Origin of the sequence: Leuconostoc falkenbergense (genome assembly GCF_014634805.1) — a bacterium.
GTDB lineage: Bacteria > Bacillota > Bacilli > Lactobacillales > Lactobacillaceae > Leuconostoc > Leuconostoc falkenbergense.
This window is the reverse complement of record NZ_BMBS01000011.1, coordinates 13,550-31,390: the sequence shown is the minus strand read 5'-3', so window position 1 is coordinate 31,390 and position 17,841 is coordinate 13,550. Positions and strand designations below refer to the sequence as shown.

The 17,841-nt window shown below is 39.5% G+C and carries 17 protein-coding genes and 1 riboswitch; of the genes, 13 read left to right on the top strand and 4 right to left on the bottom strand.

Annotated features, from left to right (window positions below; all coding sequences use genetic code 11):
• Positions 1–18: 18 nt before the first annotated feature.
• A complete protein-coding gene (locus tag IEU71_RS03600) occupies positions 19–312 on the bottom strand; it encodes a thiamine-binding protein (protein WP_004913101.1) in 294 nt (97 codons plus the stop codon).
• Positions 309–887 (bottom strand): ECF transporter S component, encoded by a 579-nt coding sequence (locus tag IEU71_RS03595; protein ID WP_004913103.1) that lies wholly within the window; start codon positions 885–887, stop codon positions 309–311. Before IEU71_RS03595 ends, IEU71_RS03600 begins: the two co-directional genes overlap by 4 nt.
• Before the next feature lie 148 nt (positions 888–1,035).
• Positions 1,036–1,125: riboswitch (TPP riboswitch) on the bottom strand.
• A gap of 159 nt (positions 1,126–1,284) precedes the next feature.
• On the opposite strand from IEU71_RS03595, the gene IEU71_RS03590 reads away from it, so the two are divergent.
• From IEU71_RS03590 to pepT, 4 genes are all read left to right on the top strand, one after another.
• Positions 1,285–2,226 carry a DMT family transporter gene (locus IEU71_RS03590; RefSeq protein ID WP_004913107.1) on the top strand — a complete coding sequence of 314 codons (942 nt, stop codon included), beginning with the start codon at positions 1,285–1,287 and terminating at the stop codon, positions 2,224–2,226.
• Between the two features lie 69 nt (positions 2,227–2,295).
• On the top strand, positions 2,296–2,985 hold the full coding sequence (locus IEU71_RS03585; RefSeq protein ID WP_004913110.1) for a tRNA (adenine(22)-N(1))-methyltransferase: 690 nt from the start codon (positions 2,296–2,298) through the stop codon (positions 2,983–2,985).
• Entirely contained in the window at positions 2,979–3,806 is an 828-nt protein-coding gene (locus IEU71_RS03580) for a Nif3-like dinuclear metal center hexameric protein (RefSeq protein WP_051000473.1), read from the top strand. The genes IEU71_RS03585 and IEU71_RS03580 overlap by 7 nt, the downstream gene beginning before the upstream one ends.
• Before the next feature lie 4 nt (positions 3,807–3,810).
• A complete protein-coding gene (gene pepT / locus IEU71_RS03575) occupies positions 3,811–5,049 on the top strand; it encodes a peptidase T (RefSeq protein WP_004913114.1) in 1,239 nt (412 codons plus the stop codon).
• Between the two features lie 52 nt (positions 5,050–5,101).
• On the opposite strand, the gene IEU71_RS03570 is transcribed toward pepT, so the two are convergent.
• On the bottom strand, positions 5,102–5,299 hold the full coding sequence (locus IEU71_RS03570; protein WP_004913117.1) for a YjzD family protein: 198 nt from the start codon (positions 5,297–5,299) through the stop codon (positions 5,102–5,104).
• Between the two features lie 119 nt (positions 5,300–5,418).
• On the opposite strand from IEU71_RS03570, the gene IEU71_RS03565 reads away from it, so the two are divergent.
• From IEU71_RS03565 to IEU71_RS03525, 9 genes are all read left to right on the top strand, one after another.
• Entirely contained in the window at positions 5,419–8,742 is a 3,324-nt protein-coding gene (locus IEU71_RS03565) for a DNA polymerase III subunit alpha (RefSeq protein WP_004913122.1), read from the top strand.
• Positions 8,743–8,837: 95 nt separating this feature from the next.
• Positions 8,838–10,259: a pyruvate kinase gene (gene pyk / locus IEU71_RS03560; RefSeq protein WP_004913124.1), complete on the top strand. Its 1,422-nt coding sequence runs from the start codon at positions 8,838–8,840 to the stop codon at positions 10,257–10,259.
• Between the two features lie 163 nt (positions 10,260–10,422).
• The gene (locus tag IEU71_RS03555; RefSeq protein WP_004913126.1) at positions 10,423–11,622 is read left to right on the top strand and encodes an ammonium transporter; all 1,200 of its coding nucleotides are present in this window, start codon (positions 10,423–10,425) and stop codon (positions 11,620–11,622) included.
• Positions 11,623–11,723: 101 nt separating this feature from the next.
• On the top strand, positions 11,724–12,716 hold the full coding sequence (locus tag IEU71_RS03550; protein WP_004913129.1) for a PhoH family protein: 993 nt from the start codon (positions 11,724–11,726) through the stop codon (positions 12,714–12,716).
• Positions 12,716–13,198: an rRNA maturation RNase YbeY gene (ybeY, locus tag IEU71_RS03545; RefSeq protein WP_004913131.1), complete on the top strand. Its 483-nt coding sequence runs from the start codon at positions 12,716–12,718 to the stop codon at positions 13,196–13,198. The genes IEU71_RS03550 and ybeY overlap by 1 nt, the downstream gene beginning before the upstream one ends.
• On the top strand, positions 13,182–13,649 hold the full coding sequence (locus IEU71_RS03540; protein ID WP_004913133.1) for a diacylglycerol kinase family protein: 468 nt from the start codon (positions 13,182–13,184) through the stop codon (positions 13,647–13,649). The genes ybeY and IEU71_RS03540 overlap by 17 nt, the downstream gene beginning before the upstream one ends.
• 39 nt (positions 13,650–13,688) lie before the next feature.
• Complete coding sequence (era, locus tag IEU71_RS03535) at positions 13,689–14,600, top strand: GTPase Era (RefSeq protein WP_004913135.1); 912 nt, start codon at positions 13,689–13,691, stop codon at positions 14,598–14,600.
• A gap of 59 nt (positions 14,601–14,659) precedes the next feature.
• Positions 14,660–15,445, top strand: coding sequence for a DNA repair protein RecO (recO, locus tag IEU71_RS03530; protein ID WP_004913137.1), 786 nt, complete (start codon positions 14,660–14,662; stop codon positions 15,443–15,445).
• Entirely contained in the window at positions 15,442–16,404 is a 963-nt protein-coding gene (locus IEU71_RS03525; protein ID WP_004913139.1) for an asparaginase, read from the top strand. The genes recO and IEU71_RS03525 overlap by 4 nt, the downstream gene beginning before the upstream one ends.
• 52 nt (positions 16,405–16,456) lie before the next feature.
• Here IEU71_RS03525 and IEU71_RS03520 read toward each other — a convergent pair whose 3' ends face one another.
• Positions 16,457–17,812 carry an aspartate kinase gene (locus IEU71_RS03520; protein ID WP_004913143.1) on the bottom strand — a complete coding sequence of 452 codons (1,356 nt, stop codon included), beginning with the start codon at positions 17,810–17,812 and terminating at the stop codon, positions 16,457–16,459.
• Positions 17,813–17,841: the final 29 nt, after the last annotated feature.

Below are 17,841 nucleotides of genomic sequence, written 5' to 3'. Positions count from 1 at the left end.
TACGCGGAAAACACCGCTTTATTTATATTTATCTGTTTTTTTTGCTATTGTAAGCACATCACTTGTGGTTGCCATGTTGATTTTGCTATAAACCATTACAGGTATGTCTGTGATTTCAGCAGCCACTTTTGGCAATTGTGCTAAAATTGACATCAGTTGATCATAATCACCTTCTAATGTTGATTCAAACGCACCAACTTGGTAATTAACACCACTAGCATCAATGTAAGCGATGACGTGATCAACGATTTTAATAACATCGTTTTCATTTGCAGTCATTGGCAAAACTTGAACAGCAATACTTGAAATCATGAGATCACCTCTGATTGATGTGTTGTTAAGATACCTGATTTAGCAATTAGCTTTTGCGTGAAGTAAACAATGACACCAGCAAAAATAGCTGATGAAATCAGGCGAGTGATAAACAAACCAACTAGTAGACCAAACGAATATTGTGCATAGCCATTACGAAGTAGGTCCCAACCAAAGGTTACAATTGTGACGGTAATGACTGAAGCAGTTAAGCTAGTTTTATCCCAGCGACGGTAACCAAAAATAGCAAAGCCAATTTCGGTTCCTAGTCCTTGAATAGCGCCAGCAACGATGTTCATGACGCCCCATTGTGAACCAAAAACCATTTCAATTGTGCCGGCAAGCGTTTCGCCAATAATCGAAGCACCGGCACGACGAATGATGTAGCCCGCCATTGGACCAGCCATTAACCATGGACCAATTGTTGCATCATTAGCATATGGACTTAAACCCATAGGCGTTAATATTGCTGCAATGACGTTATAAGCAAATGCCCAAGCCCAGAAAATAAAACCGAAAAACACCGCGATGAGCGCGATAAAGATAACGTCACGTAGTGACCATTTTGTATGCATGTTGCACACCTCCGAATTTGTTGTGAAAACACCGCAATGAGGTTAGACATACAAAAAGCCAATCTCCATAGGAAGATTGGCTTTGACATAATATCAATTACAAATGCTAAAACAGACTGACGATTAGTAGTTTGTGTCTGTATACAATTAATATTCAAGTAAATCTCCCTACGCTAGTACGATCTAGATCAGGTTATATGGGTATTATCTCAGCCATTTGGCACCCCAGACTTTGGTGTTTTCAATTGTTTGTGATTATCTCACAAACAGAGTGTACCACAATCCATTTTTACCTGCAATAGATGAAAGTCGTTTGGCTTGCAAAAACGGCACCTATGGGTATACTTATTACGCATGAGTTAAAATTAAAAAAGTTATATTTAGGAGTAGTATTGAGATGCTTTATTTTATTGGATTGGCTGCTGGATTTTTATTAGCTAATCAAAGTGCTATTAATGCAAAATTAGGTGCAGCGGTACGTTCACCATTTAGGTCGAGTTTAATTTCATTTTCAGTCGGGACAATATTTCTGATTGCCGTCTTTTTGGGGACCAATCAACACATTGTTCCTATTGGCACTGTTTTCTCGCATAATCCGTGGTGGATTTGGTTGGGCGGAATTTTGGGCGTCTTTTTTTTAACATCTAACATTTTAATGTTTCCCAAATTAGGGGCAATTCAAACGATTATTTTGCCCATTTTAGGTCAAGTTTTGATGGGAGAAGTGATTGATATCTTTGGGCTTTTTGGGGCACAGCAGCACCCTTTGACATGGCTTAAGTCTATGGGAATTTTGATTTTATTCTTAGGTATTTACATTGCTGTTGTGTTGGCCAGCCGTGGGGTTGCTAAGATTGAAGAAAAAAGTGACAAATATCATGAAAATCCCGTTACGTTGAATGTATGGCGTTTGTGGGGGATAGTGGCAGGTGCTATTTCAGCTATTCAACAAGCCATTAATGGCCACTTAGGCCAATTAATGCATTCCTCAGTCGGTGCCTCGGTGTTTTCATTTTTGACAGGCACAATCTTGATTCTTCTGGTTGTGATTATTCGTGATAAGTCCTTTTTGCCAAAAGAATTTCATGCGAATGGGCAGCCGTTTTGGTTGTTCATTGGCGGTGTATTAGGTGCTGCATTTGTTTTTGCAGCTGCCTATTTAGTCCCACAACTTGGTACGGGGGTAACAGTTACTTTGGGCTTATTTGGTTCAATCGTTGGATCAATGGCTGTTACACAATTTGGTTGGTGGCGTTCACCGCAAAGACAAGTCACAAGGGCTCAAATATTTGGTATTATGGCGATGGCAATTGGTGTGTTATTGATAAAATTTGGATAAGGAAAGTCAGCGCGTAGCTGGCTTTTTTGCTATACTGATAGGAGTAAAAAAATTTTTTTAGGGAACATTATGGATAGTATTCATCTTTCGCCACGCCTTGAAGCGGTGGCTAAACATGTGCCACAAGGCGCAATAATTGCTGATATAGGTTCAGATCATGCCTATTTACCCGCACATTTAATCTTGAACAATCATGTCCAGCATGCCATAGCTGGTGAAGTCGCTCAAGGGCCGTTTGAAAATGTTCAACATGAAATTAACAAACGACATCTGAATGGCAAACTTGAGGCGCGATTAGCGAATGGTCTAGCCGCCATTGACATAGCTGATAAGGTTGACACGATTGTAATTGCTGGCATGGGTGGGATTTTGATTCAAGACATTTTGTCAGCTGGTCAGTCAAAAAAACATCAGTACAATACTTTGATTTTACAACCAAATACTGATGAGAATGTTGTCAGATCATGGTTAAACAACAATCACTATTTGATTATAGCGGAAGATATTGTTCAGGAAGGTTCGCATTTTTATGAAGTGATCGTTGCCACGCCTGGTGAATCCAAATTATCTGAGCGTGAGATTGATTTTGGTCCGTATCTGTTGCAATCAAAATCACCAATTTTTGTTGCCAAGTGGCAAAAAGAATGTGATCGTATCAAAGTTATTTTGGCGCATTTGAAAAATTCAGGCAACCAAGACACGCCAACCTACACAAAATGGCAAACAACTTATGATCGTATCAAGGAGATGATATCGTGATTGCACAAGAATTAATTGATCAAATTGAACAGTTTGCGCCACTTTCCTTGGCAGAAGCTGGTGACCCCACTGGTTTACAAATTGGCAATCCGAATCAACAAATTAGCCGCGTTATGACAACATTAGATGTGCGACCTGAGGTCGTCAAGGAAGCCATTGCTGCTAAGGTAGATTTCATTTGGGCACATCATGAGGCAATGTTTTTCCCAGCTAAAAACTTAGATTTATCCGTCCCACAAAATCAAATGTATGCAGATCTTATTACCCATCAAATTGTGGTTTATGCATCACATACCAATTTGGATAGCGCTTTTGGTGGGATGAATGATTGGTTGTCAGCTGCACTTAATATTGAGCACACAGTGCCTTTAATTCCTAATGCAGATGGTAAAACAGGATTAGGTCGGATTGGTAAGTTAAAGAAACCATTGACAGTAGCAGATTTTGCGAAACAAATGCGTGATATTTTTCACGTTGAAGCTGTTCGTGTCATAGCCAATGACCTTAATCGTGTCATTTCAACGGTGGCAGTTCTAGGTGGAGATGGTGGTAAATTTTGGCAAACAGCTAAACAATCAGGAGCTGATGCTTTTGTTACTGCTGATGTATATTATCATGTTGGACATGACATCTTAGCAGATGATTTTGTAGTCATTGATCCGGATCATCACATGGAAGCCATTGCTAATCAAAAAATGGCTGAGCAAATAAAAGCATGGTGTGATGACCAGCTTGATGTTTTTGCCACCAAGCTGAATACAGATCCTTATACGTATATTTTGGGACCGTCCGGACAGCAGCAGTCGACCAAAAAGGAGTGAAAATATGACAAAATATCCAGAACTAACAGACCGATTTTTGAAATACGTCAAAATTGATACGCAGTCAGACGAAAATTCAACGACGGTGCCTTCTTCGCCCAAAGAAGTGGCGTTTTTAGCTGAATTGGCTGAAGAATTGAAGCGCATTGGCCTTGAAAATGTGCGTACTATGGCTGATGGTTATGTGTTTGCCGAACTGTCAAGTAACATTGAAAATGCAAACATACCTACAATCGGTTTCATTGCCCATGTAGATACTGCTGACTTCAACGGGGCCAATGTCAAACCTCAAATTGTTGCTGATTATGATGGTCAATCTGTCATCCAGCTTGGGACAAGTGGTTACGAACTAAATCCGTCTGAATTTCCAAGTTTAAAAAAGTACGTTGGGCACACGTTAATCACAACAGATGGTACGACACTTTTGGGTGCCGATGACAAAGCCGGAGATGCTGAAATTATCACAGCAGCAGCATATTTAATTGCTCACCCAGAAATCAAGCATGGTGATTTACGTTTTGCATTTGGTCCCGATGAAGAAATTGGTATTGGCGCAGATAACTTTGATGTTGCTGCTTTTGGTGCAGACTTTGCATACACGATGGACGGCGGCCCATTAGGTGAATTAGAGTGGGAAACCTTCAACGCGGCAGCCGCTACAATCAATATTAAAGGACGCAACGTGCACCCAGGAACAGCAAAAGATGCTATGATTAACGCTATTCAAGTGGCGTTTGATTTTCATGCAGAATTGCCCGTACATGATCGCCCAGAACATACTGAAGGCGTTGAAGGCTTTTGGCACGTCATCTCAATTGAAGGAAATCCAGAATCGGCAACAATGCGTTATATTGTGAGAGATCATGATCGTACAATATTTGAAACACGTAAGCAGAAGTTAATGGATATCGCTGCAACTTTTAATCAAAAATTTGGTGAGGATCGGATTTCAGTGACACTCAATGATCAATATTACAATATGGGTGAAGTGCTCAAAAATGATATGAAATCGGTTGAGTTAGCTGAAGAGGCAATGAAAAAGTTAAACATTAAACCTATCATTGAACCGGTTCGTGGTGGAACAGATGGCTCAAAGATCACTTTCTTGGGGCTACCAACGCCAAATATTTTTGCAGGTGGCGAGAATATGCATGGTCGCTTTGAATATGTTTCCACGACTGTTATGGAGCAGGCAACAGATGTTATTTTAGAAATTGTGACATTGGCCGCTGCAGAAAAGTAATAAAAAAGAAGCCGTATCGGCTTCTTTTTTGATGTGATGATGTGAATTGAAATTATTGTTCAGATGATATTTCCTTAGGCGCTGCTGAACCTGAAATAGCTGGAATTGCCACGAGGGCAACTTCTCCAACAACGATAGCAATAACTGCGACACCAATGTAGTTATAAGTTCCTAAAGTTAGTTGAGAAACAATGTACCCTAGGATTTCGCCAAATATTGCCGACCAAATGGCCACCATGATATATTTCATAATTTTCACCTCTTTACTTAAAGTTATAATACACTTAGATTTGATTAAGTGCAACCCATTTACTACAAAATCCTGTATAATTAAGTAAATAAAACAGATGTTCGTATTAGGGAGGAAAAATGTACGCACCGCTTCAGATTTTGAGCAGTTATAGCTTACTAAAAAATCCAAATACAATTGAACAAATTTTACAGACAGCTAAGTCACGTGGTTATGAGGCAGTTGCGTTGACAGATGTTAATGTCATGTATGGGGCAGTTGCGTGGTATCGCAGTGCTCAGAAATATCAGATTAAACCTTTATTTGGACTGACATTAATGGTGAATGGCTTAGTCAATACTGCCACTACTTTCCCTTTGGTATTGATTGCCGAAAATCAAACTGGGTATCAGAATCTGATGTGGTTGTCTTCAGCACGCATGACAAATGATTCTGAAATGTTATTTTCAACTTTAGTCGATCATTTATCAGGCATCAACGTCATTTTGCCAAGTACAAGTGAGCTTAGCCAATTGATTAGTGCTGAGTATGAAGCAACTGGTGATTACTGGCAACAACTGATTCAGTTAATTGATTCAAGTCATTTATACCTTGGCATTAATACACAAATGGCACCAAAGACGCAAGAACAATTAATTGCATTCAGTAAGCAAAACAATACGCAAATTATTGCGGCTGATGACGTTGATTATTTAAATCCTGACGATGATTTTACATCACAAGTACTCAAGGCGATTGACTCTAATTCCAAATTAACGGACATTGTGTCAATGTCGCATCAACGTGGTACTCATATTTTACAAGATATTTCAGCAATTCAGTCGGCCTATGCAGCGAACGCTGATTTGCAGAAAGCTTATCAAGCCAATGAACAATTAGTTCAAAAGAGCCAAGTATCCATTTCGTTTTCCGAGACAGCTTTGCCACCATTCCAAACGCCACAAGGGTTAAGTAGTTCACAATTTTTGAGACAAACTGCGTTTGACGGCCTCAAAAAGCGTTTACAAAAGCGTGATGTATCTGTTGCACAGTATGAAAAACGGTTGTCGCATGAATTAGATGTTATTGATCAGCTTGGTTTCAGTGATTACTTTTTGATTGTTTGGGATATTGTCAATTTTGCTTCAAATAATCATATTCAAACTGGACCGGGGCGAGGGTCTGCTGCCGGTTCTTTGGTTGCTTATAGTTTAAAAATTACGGATGTAGATCCAATCCAATTCAATTTATTGTTTGAGCGATTTTTAAATGCTGAACGTGTTCAAATGCCTGATATTGATATTGATTGGCCACCTAGCCAACGTGAGGCAGTTTTTGAGTATCTTCATCAAAAGTATGGCAAACGTAATTTTGGTCAGATTATCACATTTGGTACGTTGGCAGCTAAGCAAGCGTTGCGAGATGTTGGGCGTGTCTTTGGTTTGCCGGTACCGACATTGAGCAAATTGAGCTCTAGCATACCGGATGGTAAAAACGGTCGCAAAGTTTCAATTGCGTCAGCCTTAAAAGAGCCCAAATTATTAGCAACCATTCAAACGATTGATCATGGTGACTTGCTACTCAAAACGGCCCGTCAAATTGAAGGACTGCCCAAAAATTATTCTACCCACGCCGCAGGCGTTGTGTTGAGTGCTCGGCCACTAGTAAATACATTACCAGTTCAGTCAGGAACTGAGGGGCGATTATTAACACAGTTTGAAAAAGATACTGTTGAGCAACTCGGCCTACTGAAAATTGATATTTTGGGATTGCAAAATTTAACTATCTTGAGTCAAGCGTTATATCACGCTCGGCAACACCTGCCACAAAACTTCGATATTAGTCAAATTCCATTAGATGACGAGCAAACAATTGCGTTGTTTGCTAAAGGTGATACAAACGGCGTCTTTCAATTTGAATCTTCTGGTATTAAGCACGTCCTACGTGATTTAAAGCCGGTGATGTTTGAGCATATTGTTGCCGTTAATGCTTTATATCGTCCTGGTCCTTCGCAGAACATTCACCAGTTTGTGGCGCGTCGCCATGGTCGTGAACCGGTCACTATTCCTGATCCAACGCTAAAAACAATTTTGGCACCGACATTTGGTATTATTGTTTATCAAGAACAGGTAATGTTGGTTGCTGAAGCCTATGCTGGTTTTACGCTAGGTGAAGCTGATGTTTTACGTAGCGCTATGTCCAAAAAGAAACTAGACAAAATGCAGGCTTTGCATGAGCAATTTATTGATGGTGCAACGAAAAACGGTCATACTGAAGCTCAAGCTGAGAAAATTTTTTCCTATGTTGATGAGTTTGCTAATTATGGCTTTAATCGCTCTCATGCTGTTGCATATAGTAAATTAGCATTTCAACTTGCCTACATGAAAGCGCATTATCCTGTTGCATTTTATACGGCACTTTTAAATGCTAATATCGGTGATCAACGCAAGGTACAGCAGTATGTGTCTGAGGCTAAATCACGAGGGATAGTTGTTTTAGCCCCGAACATTAATTTATCGCAGCGATTTTGGACATCCAATGATGGTCAACTGCAAATGGGATTAAACAACATTCGTGGTATTCGCAGCGATTTTGTCAAGGCTGTTCTAGATGAGCGACAACAAGGAAACTTCCAAACCATTCAGTCGTTTGTACGAAGAATGCCTGAAAAGATGCGGAAAACAGAAACATTAGCGCAACTCGCTTATTCAGGGGCGTTAGATGGATTTGGTTACAATCGTAATGAATTGATTGAAAATAGTAATAGTTTGATTGAAGGTGCGGCATTTGGTGACCTCATCTTACAAGAAACAAAAATTAAAAAATTCCCTGAATTACCATTACAAGAAAGATTAGAACGCGAAAAGCAAGCCATCGGTGTCAATTTATCTGGTCATCCGCTTGACGCCTACCGAGAGTTAATTCTCAATGAAAATTACAATCTGATTGGTGATTTAACAGTGCCAGATAAATCGGTCCGTTTTTTAGGAATTGTGGATAAAATACGACAAATTCGTACAAAAAAAGGTGATGATATGGCATTTGCTACCATATCAGACTTAACAGGCGCTATTAGTGTCACGATTTTTCCAAATTTGTTTAAAAACATTCAAAATATCTTAAGTGTTGGTACAGTTCTTCAAATTATTGGCAAATCCGAGCTAGATTCTCGTGGTGAATTAGCAATTGTTGCAAATCAAATTCAAACAATAACAAAGCCACACTCAAAAGGAACGTGGTACTTGCAGTTTGATGTTGCGCACGACACACCAGATAATCGAGAAAAGTTGATCAAGGTATTAGCGAAACATCATGGTAATAATCCAGTCATCATTCACTGGCAACAAGAGGGTAAGAATCAACAATTAGATGAATCTTTTTGGATGACTGATGAAACCGTTATCATACTTGAAGTAGCGCCAATCATAGGCGAAGAAAACGTTATATTCAGAAAAACTCGTTGATATTATGACTTGTACAAATGCTTAAGAATGTATAAAATAGAGTTTGGGTAAAGTTGCACAAGCAACAACCAAGATAATTAAGGAGCTATTTAACCATGAAAAAGACGAAAATCGTCTCAACACTTGGTCCGTCATCATCTGATGTCGAAACAATTGTCAAGTTGATCCAAGCTGGAGCCAATGTGTTCCGTTTCAACTTTTCACACGGTGACCACGAAGAACATTTGGGTCGCATGAATGCAGTTCACGAAGCCGAAAAGATTACTGGTAAGACAGTAGGTCTATTGTTGGATACTAAGGGTGCCGAAATCCGTACAACAAAGCAAGCCGATGGAAAAATTGAATTCCATACTGGTGATACTTTGCGCATTGCAATGGATGAAAACCTTGAAGGCACAAAAGACAAGATTGCTGTTACATATGCGGGCTTGTTTGATGATGTTAAAGAGGGTGGTCAAGTTTTGTTTGACGACGGTTTGCTTGGTACAACTGTCATTGAAAAAGACTCTGCTAACCGTGAGTTGGTTGTTCGTGTTGATAACGATGGTATTTTGGGATCACGTAAGGGTGTTAACGCACCAGGTGTTTCAATTAATTTGCCAGGTATCACTGAAAAAGATGCCGATGACATTCGTTTTGGTTTAGATCACGAAATTAATTATATTGCAGCTTCATTTGTTCGTAAGCCTGAAGACGTGCTTGAAATTCGTGCATTGTTAAAGGAAAAGAACATGGAACATGTTCAAATCATTCCTAAGATTGAATCACAAGAAGGTATTGACAATCTTGATGCTATCTTGGAAGTTTCAGATGCTTTGATGGTACCACGTGGTGACATGGGTGTTGAAATTCCTGCCGAAAACGTGCCTTTGGTTCAAAAAGACATGATTCGTAAGATGAACAAAGCTGGTTTGCCAGTTATTACTGCAACACAAATGCTTGACTCAATGGAAGAAAATCCACGTCCAACACGTGCCGAAGCTTCCGATGTCGCCAATGCTGTGTTTGATGGTACTGATGCAACAATGCTATCAGGTGAGTCAGCAAATGGTGACTATCCAGTTGAAGCAGTTGCTACAATGGCTGCTATCGATGAAAAAGCTGAAACATCATTACGTGAAAACGGCCGTCATGAAGACATCATCTTTGATGAAACAGACTCAACTGAGGCCGTGGCTGCATCTGTTGCCCGTATTGCACGTAACGTTGGTGCTAAAGCCGTTGTTGTTTCAACTAACTCTGGTTACACAGCTCGTATGGTTTCAAAGCACCGTCCAGATGTTAACATCTTGGCCGTTACTTATTCAGAACGCGTGCAACGTGGTTTGACTTTGAATTATGGTGTGGTGCCTGTTGTTTATGATGCGCCACAGACCATTGATGAAATGGTTGATTTGGCTAAGAAGGCTGTTAAAGAACAAGGATTAGCTAACACTGGTGATACAATTGTTATTGCAGCTGGTGTACCAATGTCACAATCTGGTACGACTAATATGTTAACTGTTCAAACTGTTTAATATTACTTTTTAATCCACTTTAAACTACTGTTAAGCGAATGTGCTTAGCAGTAGTTTTTTGAAAAATTTTCAGAAAGTTCGTGTAAGCTAACCTGCCATAATTAATTCCTGAAATTGGTATACCTGTTAATATTGATAGTAATTAGAAATTAGGAGTAGGTGTATGAATAGTGGAGATTTGGCGTGGGTATTAATTTCAGCAGCACTTGTTTGGGTTATGACGCCTGGACTTGCGTTGTTTTATGGTGGATTAGGTGAAAGACGTAATTTGTTACATACAATGTTTGTGCCAATTATGATTATTGGTATTGCAACATTGGTGTGGTTTGTCATTGGATATTCTCTTGCTTTTGGTGGTTCTGGTAGTGTCATTGGTAATTTTAAGCACTTGTTTATGACAAATGTTTCCTTCACACACTCCACTAAGAGTTTAACGATTCCTGATGGTGCTTTTGCACTATTTCAAGGTATGTTTCCAATAATTACAGCTGCAATCATTACCGGCTCTGTTATTGGTCGTGTTCGTATCAAGGCAATGCTTGTGTTCATCACTTTGTGGTTGATTTTTATTTATTCGCCACTAGCTCATATGGTTTGGGGCGGCGGATTACTTGCACAATTGGGTGCAATTGATTTTGCTGGTGGTACAGTTGTTCATATTTCCAGTGGTGTTACTGGTCTGGTATTGGCATTAATGATTGGGCACCGTCATAATGATCAACATGTACCCGTTCGACCTTCTTATGTTTTAATCGGTGGCGCTTTACTTTGGGTTGGTTGGTTTGGCTTCAACTCAGGATCAGCATTAGCGGCCAATGGAACGGCTGTTTTAGCACTGGTAAACACATGGTTGGCGTCTGCAGTTGCGGTATTAACTTGGGGATTAGCTGAATATCAATGGCACAAACGCGCGACTTTGTCCGGTATCACGAGTGGTGGTGTTGCGGGATTGGTGGCGATTACACCAGCTGCAGGGTTTGTGGATCCGTGGGCAGCAGTAATTATGGGTCTCCTTGCAGGATTTGTTGGATTCTTTGGCATTACTTTTGTAAAAAACAGTTTTGGTTATGATGACACCTTGGATGCATTTGGTATTCACGGCATTGGTGGCACAGTTGGTGCTATTCTAACTGGTGTATTCGCTGACAAACAAGTCGGAGCTGTTGCGGGTTTGATTAACGGTGATGCCTCACTAGTCTGGAAACAGCTTGTTGCAGTATTGTTTACAGTTGCTTTTGCAGCAATCGGAACATTTTTACTAGCCAAAATAACTGAGATTATTGCAGCACCATTACGCTTAACACCCGAAGAGGAATCAAAAGGTTACGATACATTGATGCATGATTTAACAGTAGAATCATAAGAGCCATTGGCTCTTTTTTTATTCATAAACTAGGACATTAACTACCATCAACCTTGCTAATATGGTAAAATGAAGGAAATACATTTAAGGGGAATTGCTTTTTGACAACGCAAATTCAGCAATTTTTTACATTTGAAAATTCCGAACAACAAACAAAATTGGTCGGTGTTAATGATAGTTTTCTGAGATTGATTGAAGAGAGCTTGAATGTACAGCTTCATGCCCGTGGGGATCAAGTTGCTATATCTGGTGACGAGGACAAGGTTGCGCTCGCCAAGGCAGTTTTACGAGAACTGACTGATTTAATTAAGCATCAAATTAGTATTTCGGCGACTGATGTTGTCAGCGCTACAACGATGGCGCAGCGTGGCACACTTGAATACTTTGGAGATTTATACTCGGAAGTACTGATTCGTGATAATAAAGGACGCTCAGTTCGCGTTAAAAACTTTGGACAACGCCAATATATTCAGTCAATTCGGAAAAATGACGTCACTTTTGGTATTGGTCCAGCTGGAACTGGAAAAACCTTTTTAGCTGTGGTTATGGCAATTGCTTCGCTAAAACGTGGGGAAGTCGAGAAAATAATTATTACGCGACCAGCTGTTGAAGCTGGCGAGTCGCTTGGCTTTCTGCCGGGGGACTTAAAAGAAAAGGTCGACCCTTACATGCGACCAATATATGATGCAATGAATACCTTGGTTGGTGCTGAGCAAACGCAAAGATTGATGGATCGTGGTGTGATTGAAATTGCACCATTGGCCTACATGCGTGGGAGAACACTTGATGATGCGTTTATTATTTTAGACGAAGCACAAAATACAACAAATCAACAAATGAAAATGTTTTTGACGCGATTAGGTTTTGGGTCCAAAATGATTATTAATGGTGATGTATCACAAATTGACTTACCACGTGGTGCAAAATCTGGATTGATTGCAGCGCAACACATTTTAAAAGATGTGAACCGTATTTCGTTTATTCATTTCAGTAGTGCTGATGTTGTCAGACACCCAGTAGTTGGGTTGATTGTCAACGCCTACGAAGCAGCTGATGCAAAGCTAGCAGCATTAAAAAAGGAGCAAAAAAACTAATGGATTTAGCCATTATTGATCAAACAAAAGATGGTGTTAGTCAGTATCATCAAGATTTAGTCCGTGCAGTGTTAGATTATGCGGGCCGCTATTTGAAACTGCCTGACAACACTGAAATGTCAGTAACATTCATGAATAATGACGAAATCCATCGCTACAACAAAACTTACCGTGGCATTGACAAACCTACTGATGTCATTAGTTTTGCCATTGAAGAAGATGGTGATGATTTTCCTGTCTTGCCCGATGAGGAAATGGATGAAGAATTAGCAAAGAACATCGGTGATATTTTAGTTTCAGTTGATATTATCGCGTCACAGGCTGAGTATTTGGGTCACAGTTATGAACGTGAACTCGGTTTCCTTGTTGTTCATGGTTTCTTACATTTGAATGGGTATGATCATATGCTAGGGGATGCCGAAGAGAAAGAAATGTTTGATTTACAGCGAAAGATTTTAGACGATTATGGCCTTAGACGATAAACAATTAGAGGGTGCACCAAAAGATTATAATAAGAAAGTACAAAGGAATAGTTCCTTTTTTCGTGCTTTAAAAAATTCATTGCATGGCATCTGGATGATTCTAGTTCGTGAACGTAACTTAAGGATTCATATATTTTTAGGCTTTTTAATATTAATCGCTGGTTTGCATTATGGTTTGGTTCGTTCTGATTGGTTGTGGGTGACAGTTGCCGTCTTTACAGTCATTTCGAGTGAATTTTTGAATACCATTATTGAAGCATTAGTTGATTTAGTTGTTGAGAAACGTTACCATCCTTTGGCCGGTTTAGCAAAAGATGTTGCTGCTGGTGGTGTTTTAGCTGCGGTCGCTTTTGAAATTATTATTTTATTGATTGTTTTTCAGCCCTATGTTTGGCGTCAGTTTGGTATTGTGACGAACTTTTCGCAGTTTATTCATAATTTTAGTAGATAGATTTTTAGGAGAAAATAGGCCTAGGCGCCGTAATATATTATGACAGAGAATGTATTTAAATCAGGATTTGTGGCCATTATTGGTCGACCTAATGTTGGAAAATCTACATTACTTAACCGTATTGTGGGTGAAAAGATTGCCATTATGTCAGATAAGGCACAAACGACTAGAAATAAAATTCAAGGTATTTACACAACCGACAATGCGCAAGTTGTTTTTATTGATACGCCAGGTGTGCATAAACCGCAAAACTCTTTGGGAGATTTTATGGTTAAGTCTGCTTTTTCAGCCTTGCATGAAGCTGATGCAATTTGGTTTGTGGCTGATGCCTCAATGCCGAGAGGGCGAGGGGATGATTTTATTATTGATCGCTTAAAAGAAGTGAAAAACACACCTATTTACCTTTTAATTAATAAAATTGATCTATTAGCACCAAATGATTTGTTAAATGTTATTGCTAGTTACCAAGAAAATGCACCAGAATGGACAGAAGTGTTTCCAATTTCTGCGACTGAAGGTGACAATGTTCCTGAATTATTAGATAATATTGTGGCAAATTTGGATGAAGGACCACAATATTTTGATTCAGATCAATTGACTGATCACCCTGAACGATTTGTTATCGGAGAATTGATCCGTGAAAAGGTGCTACAATTAACTCGCCAAGAAGTGCCGCATTCTGTTGCGGTTGTCATTGACAAAATTGCTCGTGAAGATGAAGAAAAAATTCATATTCAAGCATCAATCATTGTTGAGAGACCAACGCAAAAACACATAATCATTGGTAAACAAGGTGCAATGATTAAGCAAATTGGCACTCGTGCCCGAAAAGATATTGAGCGTTTGATGGGTGACAAAGTTTACTTAGAAACATGGGTGAAAGTTGAGCCGAGATGGCGTGATCGGCCACAAGCCTTACAAACATTGGGTTACAGTGAAGACGATTATTAATTTTAACAAATCATCTTGCAAAATAAATTTCATCAAGGAAAATTTGATGGCTTCGTGTTATGGCAATAATTAATGGCATTGTGTTAAACACAAAACAGTATAAGGATAATGATTTATTAGTTCGCATACTAACTGAAACGGCTGGTTTGCGGACTTTTTTGGCGCGGGGAGCCAAGCGGCCTAAATCAAAATTAGCTGGCGGTGTTCAGCCTTACACATTGGTAACCTTTGAAGGGGCTTGGCCAAAAAAAGAAAGTGGTCTAGGTTATATTAACGATGTTCAATCGGCGAAAATGTTTTCTCGATTAGTTGATGATATTGAGGTTAATGCCTATGCTGCCTTGATTGTGAGTTTGATTGATGCAACTTTTGAAGAAAATCAAATTATCACGCGCTGGTATAATCAGTTAGCAATTGCCTTAGAGAAATTAGATGAGCAATTAGATCCGCAAGTAATCGCAAATATTTTTGAAATTCAACTACTAGTACCGCTCGGTATTGCCCCCAATTGGCGGGCTGATCCCATTAGTGGTCAAACTGACGGTCGATTTGATTACTCGGAAAAGTATAATGGCATCATTTCTGAAGAACATTTTGATTTAGACGAACATCGACTTATGTTGGATCAGAAAACGGTTTTTTACTTAAGACAATTTAGTATTATTGATATGCGGCAAGTCCATGAAATCAAAATGTCTACTAAAACGAAACGTGGCTTACAAAAGGTTATTGATTATATTTATGAAAATCAAGTTGGTCTGAAACCACGAGCAAAAGTATTTATTGAACAAATGCACTCATGGCAAAATCAACTCATAAACTTTAGGAAGAAGACAGATATATGATAAAAATACTAGTTTTGCACACTGGCGGTACAATTTCAATGCATGAAGACGAAGATGGTGATGTTGAGACCGGTGTTGTCAATCCATTAACTGAAGATCAGGTAGAGATAGCAGATGTTGTGTTACAGGTTGAAAGTATTTTTAACCTGCCAAGTGAACATATCGGACCAAAGCATATGTTGCAGTTGCAGCAGCGAATCTTAGCGGCAGGCAACCAATTTGATGGTGTGGTTATTACACATGGTACGGATACATTAGAAGAAACTGCTTTTTTCTTGGATAGTACCCTTAAAGTTGATTTTCCAATTGTGATGACTGGTGCAATGCGGTCTTCTAATGAGTTAGGTTCTGATGGTTTATATAATTATCAATCAGCTTTGCGTGTTGCAACTTCAGAAGCTTCACGAAAGCGTGGTGTGATGGTTGTCATGAACGACGAAATTCACGCGGCTCGATTTGTGACTAAAACCCATACAACTAACGTGGCAACTTTTGCTTCACCAATTAGTGGCGCGATGGGCCTACTCACTAAAAGACAAGTAATCTATTTTTATGATTTGCCGCGACGTCACGTTTTACCAATTCAGCAGGTTAACCAGAATATACCAGTTTTAAAGGCTTATGCTGGAATGGATGGTCAATTATTCCAATTATTGGCTGACGCTAATGTTAACGGTCTGATTATTGAGGCATTGGGCGCCGGTAATTTGTCCCGTGAAGCCGCAATGGGGGTAAGTGTTGTGCTAGAAAAGGGCATTCCTGTTGTGATAGTTTCACGAAGTTTTAACGGTGTAGCCGAGCCTGTATATGATTATTTAGGTGGTGGCGTCCAATTAGAACGAGCAGGTGTCATTTTTGCCAGCAGTATTAATGGTCCTAAAGCACGTTTGAAGCTGTTGATTGGTCTTGATAACCAATTATCCCCTGATGATTTGCGTCATTATTTACGAAGCGTTTAATAGAAAATTATTAATACATTATAAAAAGGGCTCAAATTTTGAGCCCTTTTAACTATTTAAATATGTTTTCATAGATTGCTTTGACAGCACGGTCTGACAGGTCTGGCTGAATACCAAGCATGATTGATATTTCACTGGCTCCTTGGTTGACCATTTGTAAACTAATATGGTGTTCTTTTAAGGGTGATACAATTTCAGTCAATGCACCAATACGATTTCGCATACCTTCACCAACTACCATTATAATACCGTAGCTGGGGAGCCATTTGAGCGTATCAGGTTTAATTTCCGATGCAATGTCAGCTAGCATACCATCTATTTTTTCTTGTGTTAAGAGCGTCTTGTCAAAAATGATTGTTAAGTCATCAATACCTGATGGCATGTGTTCATAAGATATTTGATGACGTTTTAGGATTTCAAGAATTCTGAGTGTGAAGCCGACTTCCTTGTTTAATAAATAACGATGGAGATATAGTGCGGCAAAACGGTTAGAATTGGCAATACCCGTTACGGGACGCGATTGCTGAACTTCAGTTGGGGGGACAATAAATGTCCCTGGAGCATCTGGTTCATTGGTATTTTTGATGTTAATACGTATGCCACCTTGAATAGCTGGGATAATTGCTTCATCATGAAATACGGCAAAGCCAGCATACGACAATTCACGCATTTCATCGTAAGTCATTTGATCAATTGCAGCGGGTTTGTCAATAATATTGGGGTTAACAGCATAGATTGCACTGACATCAGTGAAGTTTTCATATAAGTCAGCCCGTAGGCCACGTGCCATAATGGCACCGGTAATATCTGATCCGCCTCGGGAAAAGGTTGCCATATCACCGTTTTTAGTATAACCAAAGAATCCGGGCACGATTAAACGCTCTGATGTTGATAAATCGAGTTCAGCAATAGTATCGTATGATTTCGTGTCAAAAGTTGCTTGGCGCGCGTTATCATCAACCAATAAACCAATTTCTTTTGGATCAATAAATCTTGCTGAAACACCCAAGTGAGTAAAAACTTTAGCTACTAATTGTGCATTCAGATATTCACCATGAGCTGCGAATGCGGCGTATAAGTAATCAAAAGAGCGATAATGCTTCGTTGATAGGTGATCAATTTGTTCATCTAAATCAGCTAGATCGTAGTCTGGCAGGTTAAAAAAGTCGCCAATTGCATGATAGCGATGTTTGATGGCTTCAATGATATCTGTTGCATCTGTGTCTTCGATTGTTGCTTTAGCGTAACTGAGAAGTAAGTCAGTTACTTTAGTGTCATCTTTAAAACGTTTCCCCGGTGCGGAAACAACAACAACTTTGCGTTCTGAATCATCTCGGATAATATCAAAAACTCTTTTAAGTTGTTGACCGTCAGCCAAAGATGAACCGCCGAATTTTGTAACTTTCATAATGATATTGCGCGCTAATTGACACGCAT

Excerpts from the sequence above, each read along its gene's own strand:
- IEU71_RS03595 (WP_004913103.1), bottom strand. The coding sequence starts at position 887 with ATGCATACAAAATGGTCACTACGTGACGTTATCTTTATCGCGCTCATC.
- IEU71_RS03540 (WP_004913133.1), top strand. The coding sequence starts at position 13,182 with ATGGCCTTAGACGATAAACAATTAGAGGGTGCACCAAAAGATTATAAT.
- era (WP_004913135.1), top strand. The coding sequence starts at position 13,689 with ATGACAGAGAATGTATTTAAATCAGGATTTGTGGCCATTATTGGTCGA.
- pyk (WP_004913124.1), top strand. The coding sequence starts at position 8,838 with ATGAAAAAGACGAAAATCGTCTCAACACTTGGTCCGTCATCATCTGAT.
- IEU71_RS03590 (WP_004913107.1), top strand. The coding sequence starts at position 1,285 with ATGCTTTATTTTATTGGATTGGCTGCTGGATTTTTATTAGCTAATCAA.
- IEU71_RS03600 (WP_004913101.1), bottom strand. The coding sequence starts at position 312 with ATGATTTCAAGTATTGCTGTTCAAGTTTTGCCAATGACTGCAAATGAA.
- IEU71_RS03565 (WP_004913122.1), top strand. The coding sequence starts at position 5,419 with ATGTACGCACCGCTTCAGATTTTGAGCAGTTATAGCTTACTAAAAAAT.
- recO (WP_004913137.1), top strand. The coding sequence starts at position 14,660 with ATGGCAATAATTAATGGCATTGTGTTAAACACAAAACAGTATAAGGAT.
- IEU71_RS03525 (WP_004913139.1), top strand. The coding sequence starts at position 15,442 with ATGATAAAAATACTAGTTTTGCACACTGGCGGTACAATTTCAATGCAT.
- pepT (WP_004913114.1), top strand. The coding sequence starts at position 3,811 with ATGACAAAATATCCAGAACTAACAGACCGATTTTTGAAATACGTCAAA.
- IEU71_RS03585 (WP_004913110.1), top strand. The coding sequence starts at position 2,296 with ATGGATAGTATTCATCTTTCGCCACGCCTTGAAGCGGTGGCTAAACAT.
- IEU71_RS03520 (WP_004913143.1), bottom strand. The coding sequence starts at position 17,812 with ATGAAAGTTACAAAATTCGGCGGTTCATCTTTGGCTGACGGTCAACAA.
- ybeY (WP_004913131.1), top strand. The coding sequence starts at position 12,716 with ATGGATTTAGCCATTATTGATCAAACAAAAGATGGTGTTAGTCAGTAT.
- IEU71_RS03555 (WP_004913126.1), top strand. The coding sequence starts at position 10,423 with ATGAATAGTGGAGATTTGGCGTGGGTATTAATTTCAGCAGCACTTGTT.
- IEU71_RS03570 (WP_004913117.1), bottom strand. The coding sequence starts at position 5,299 with ATGAAATATATCATGGTGGCCATTTGGTCGGCAATATTTGGCGAAATC.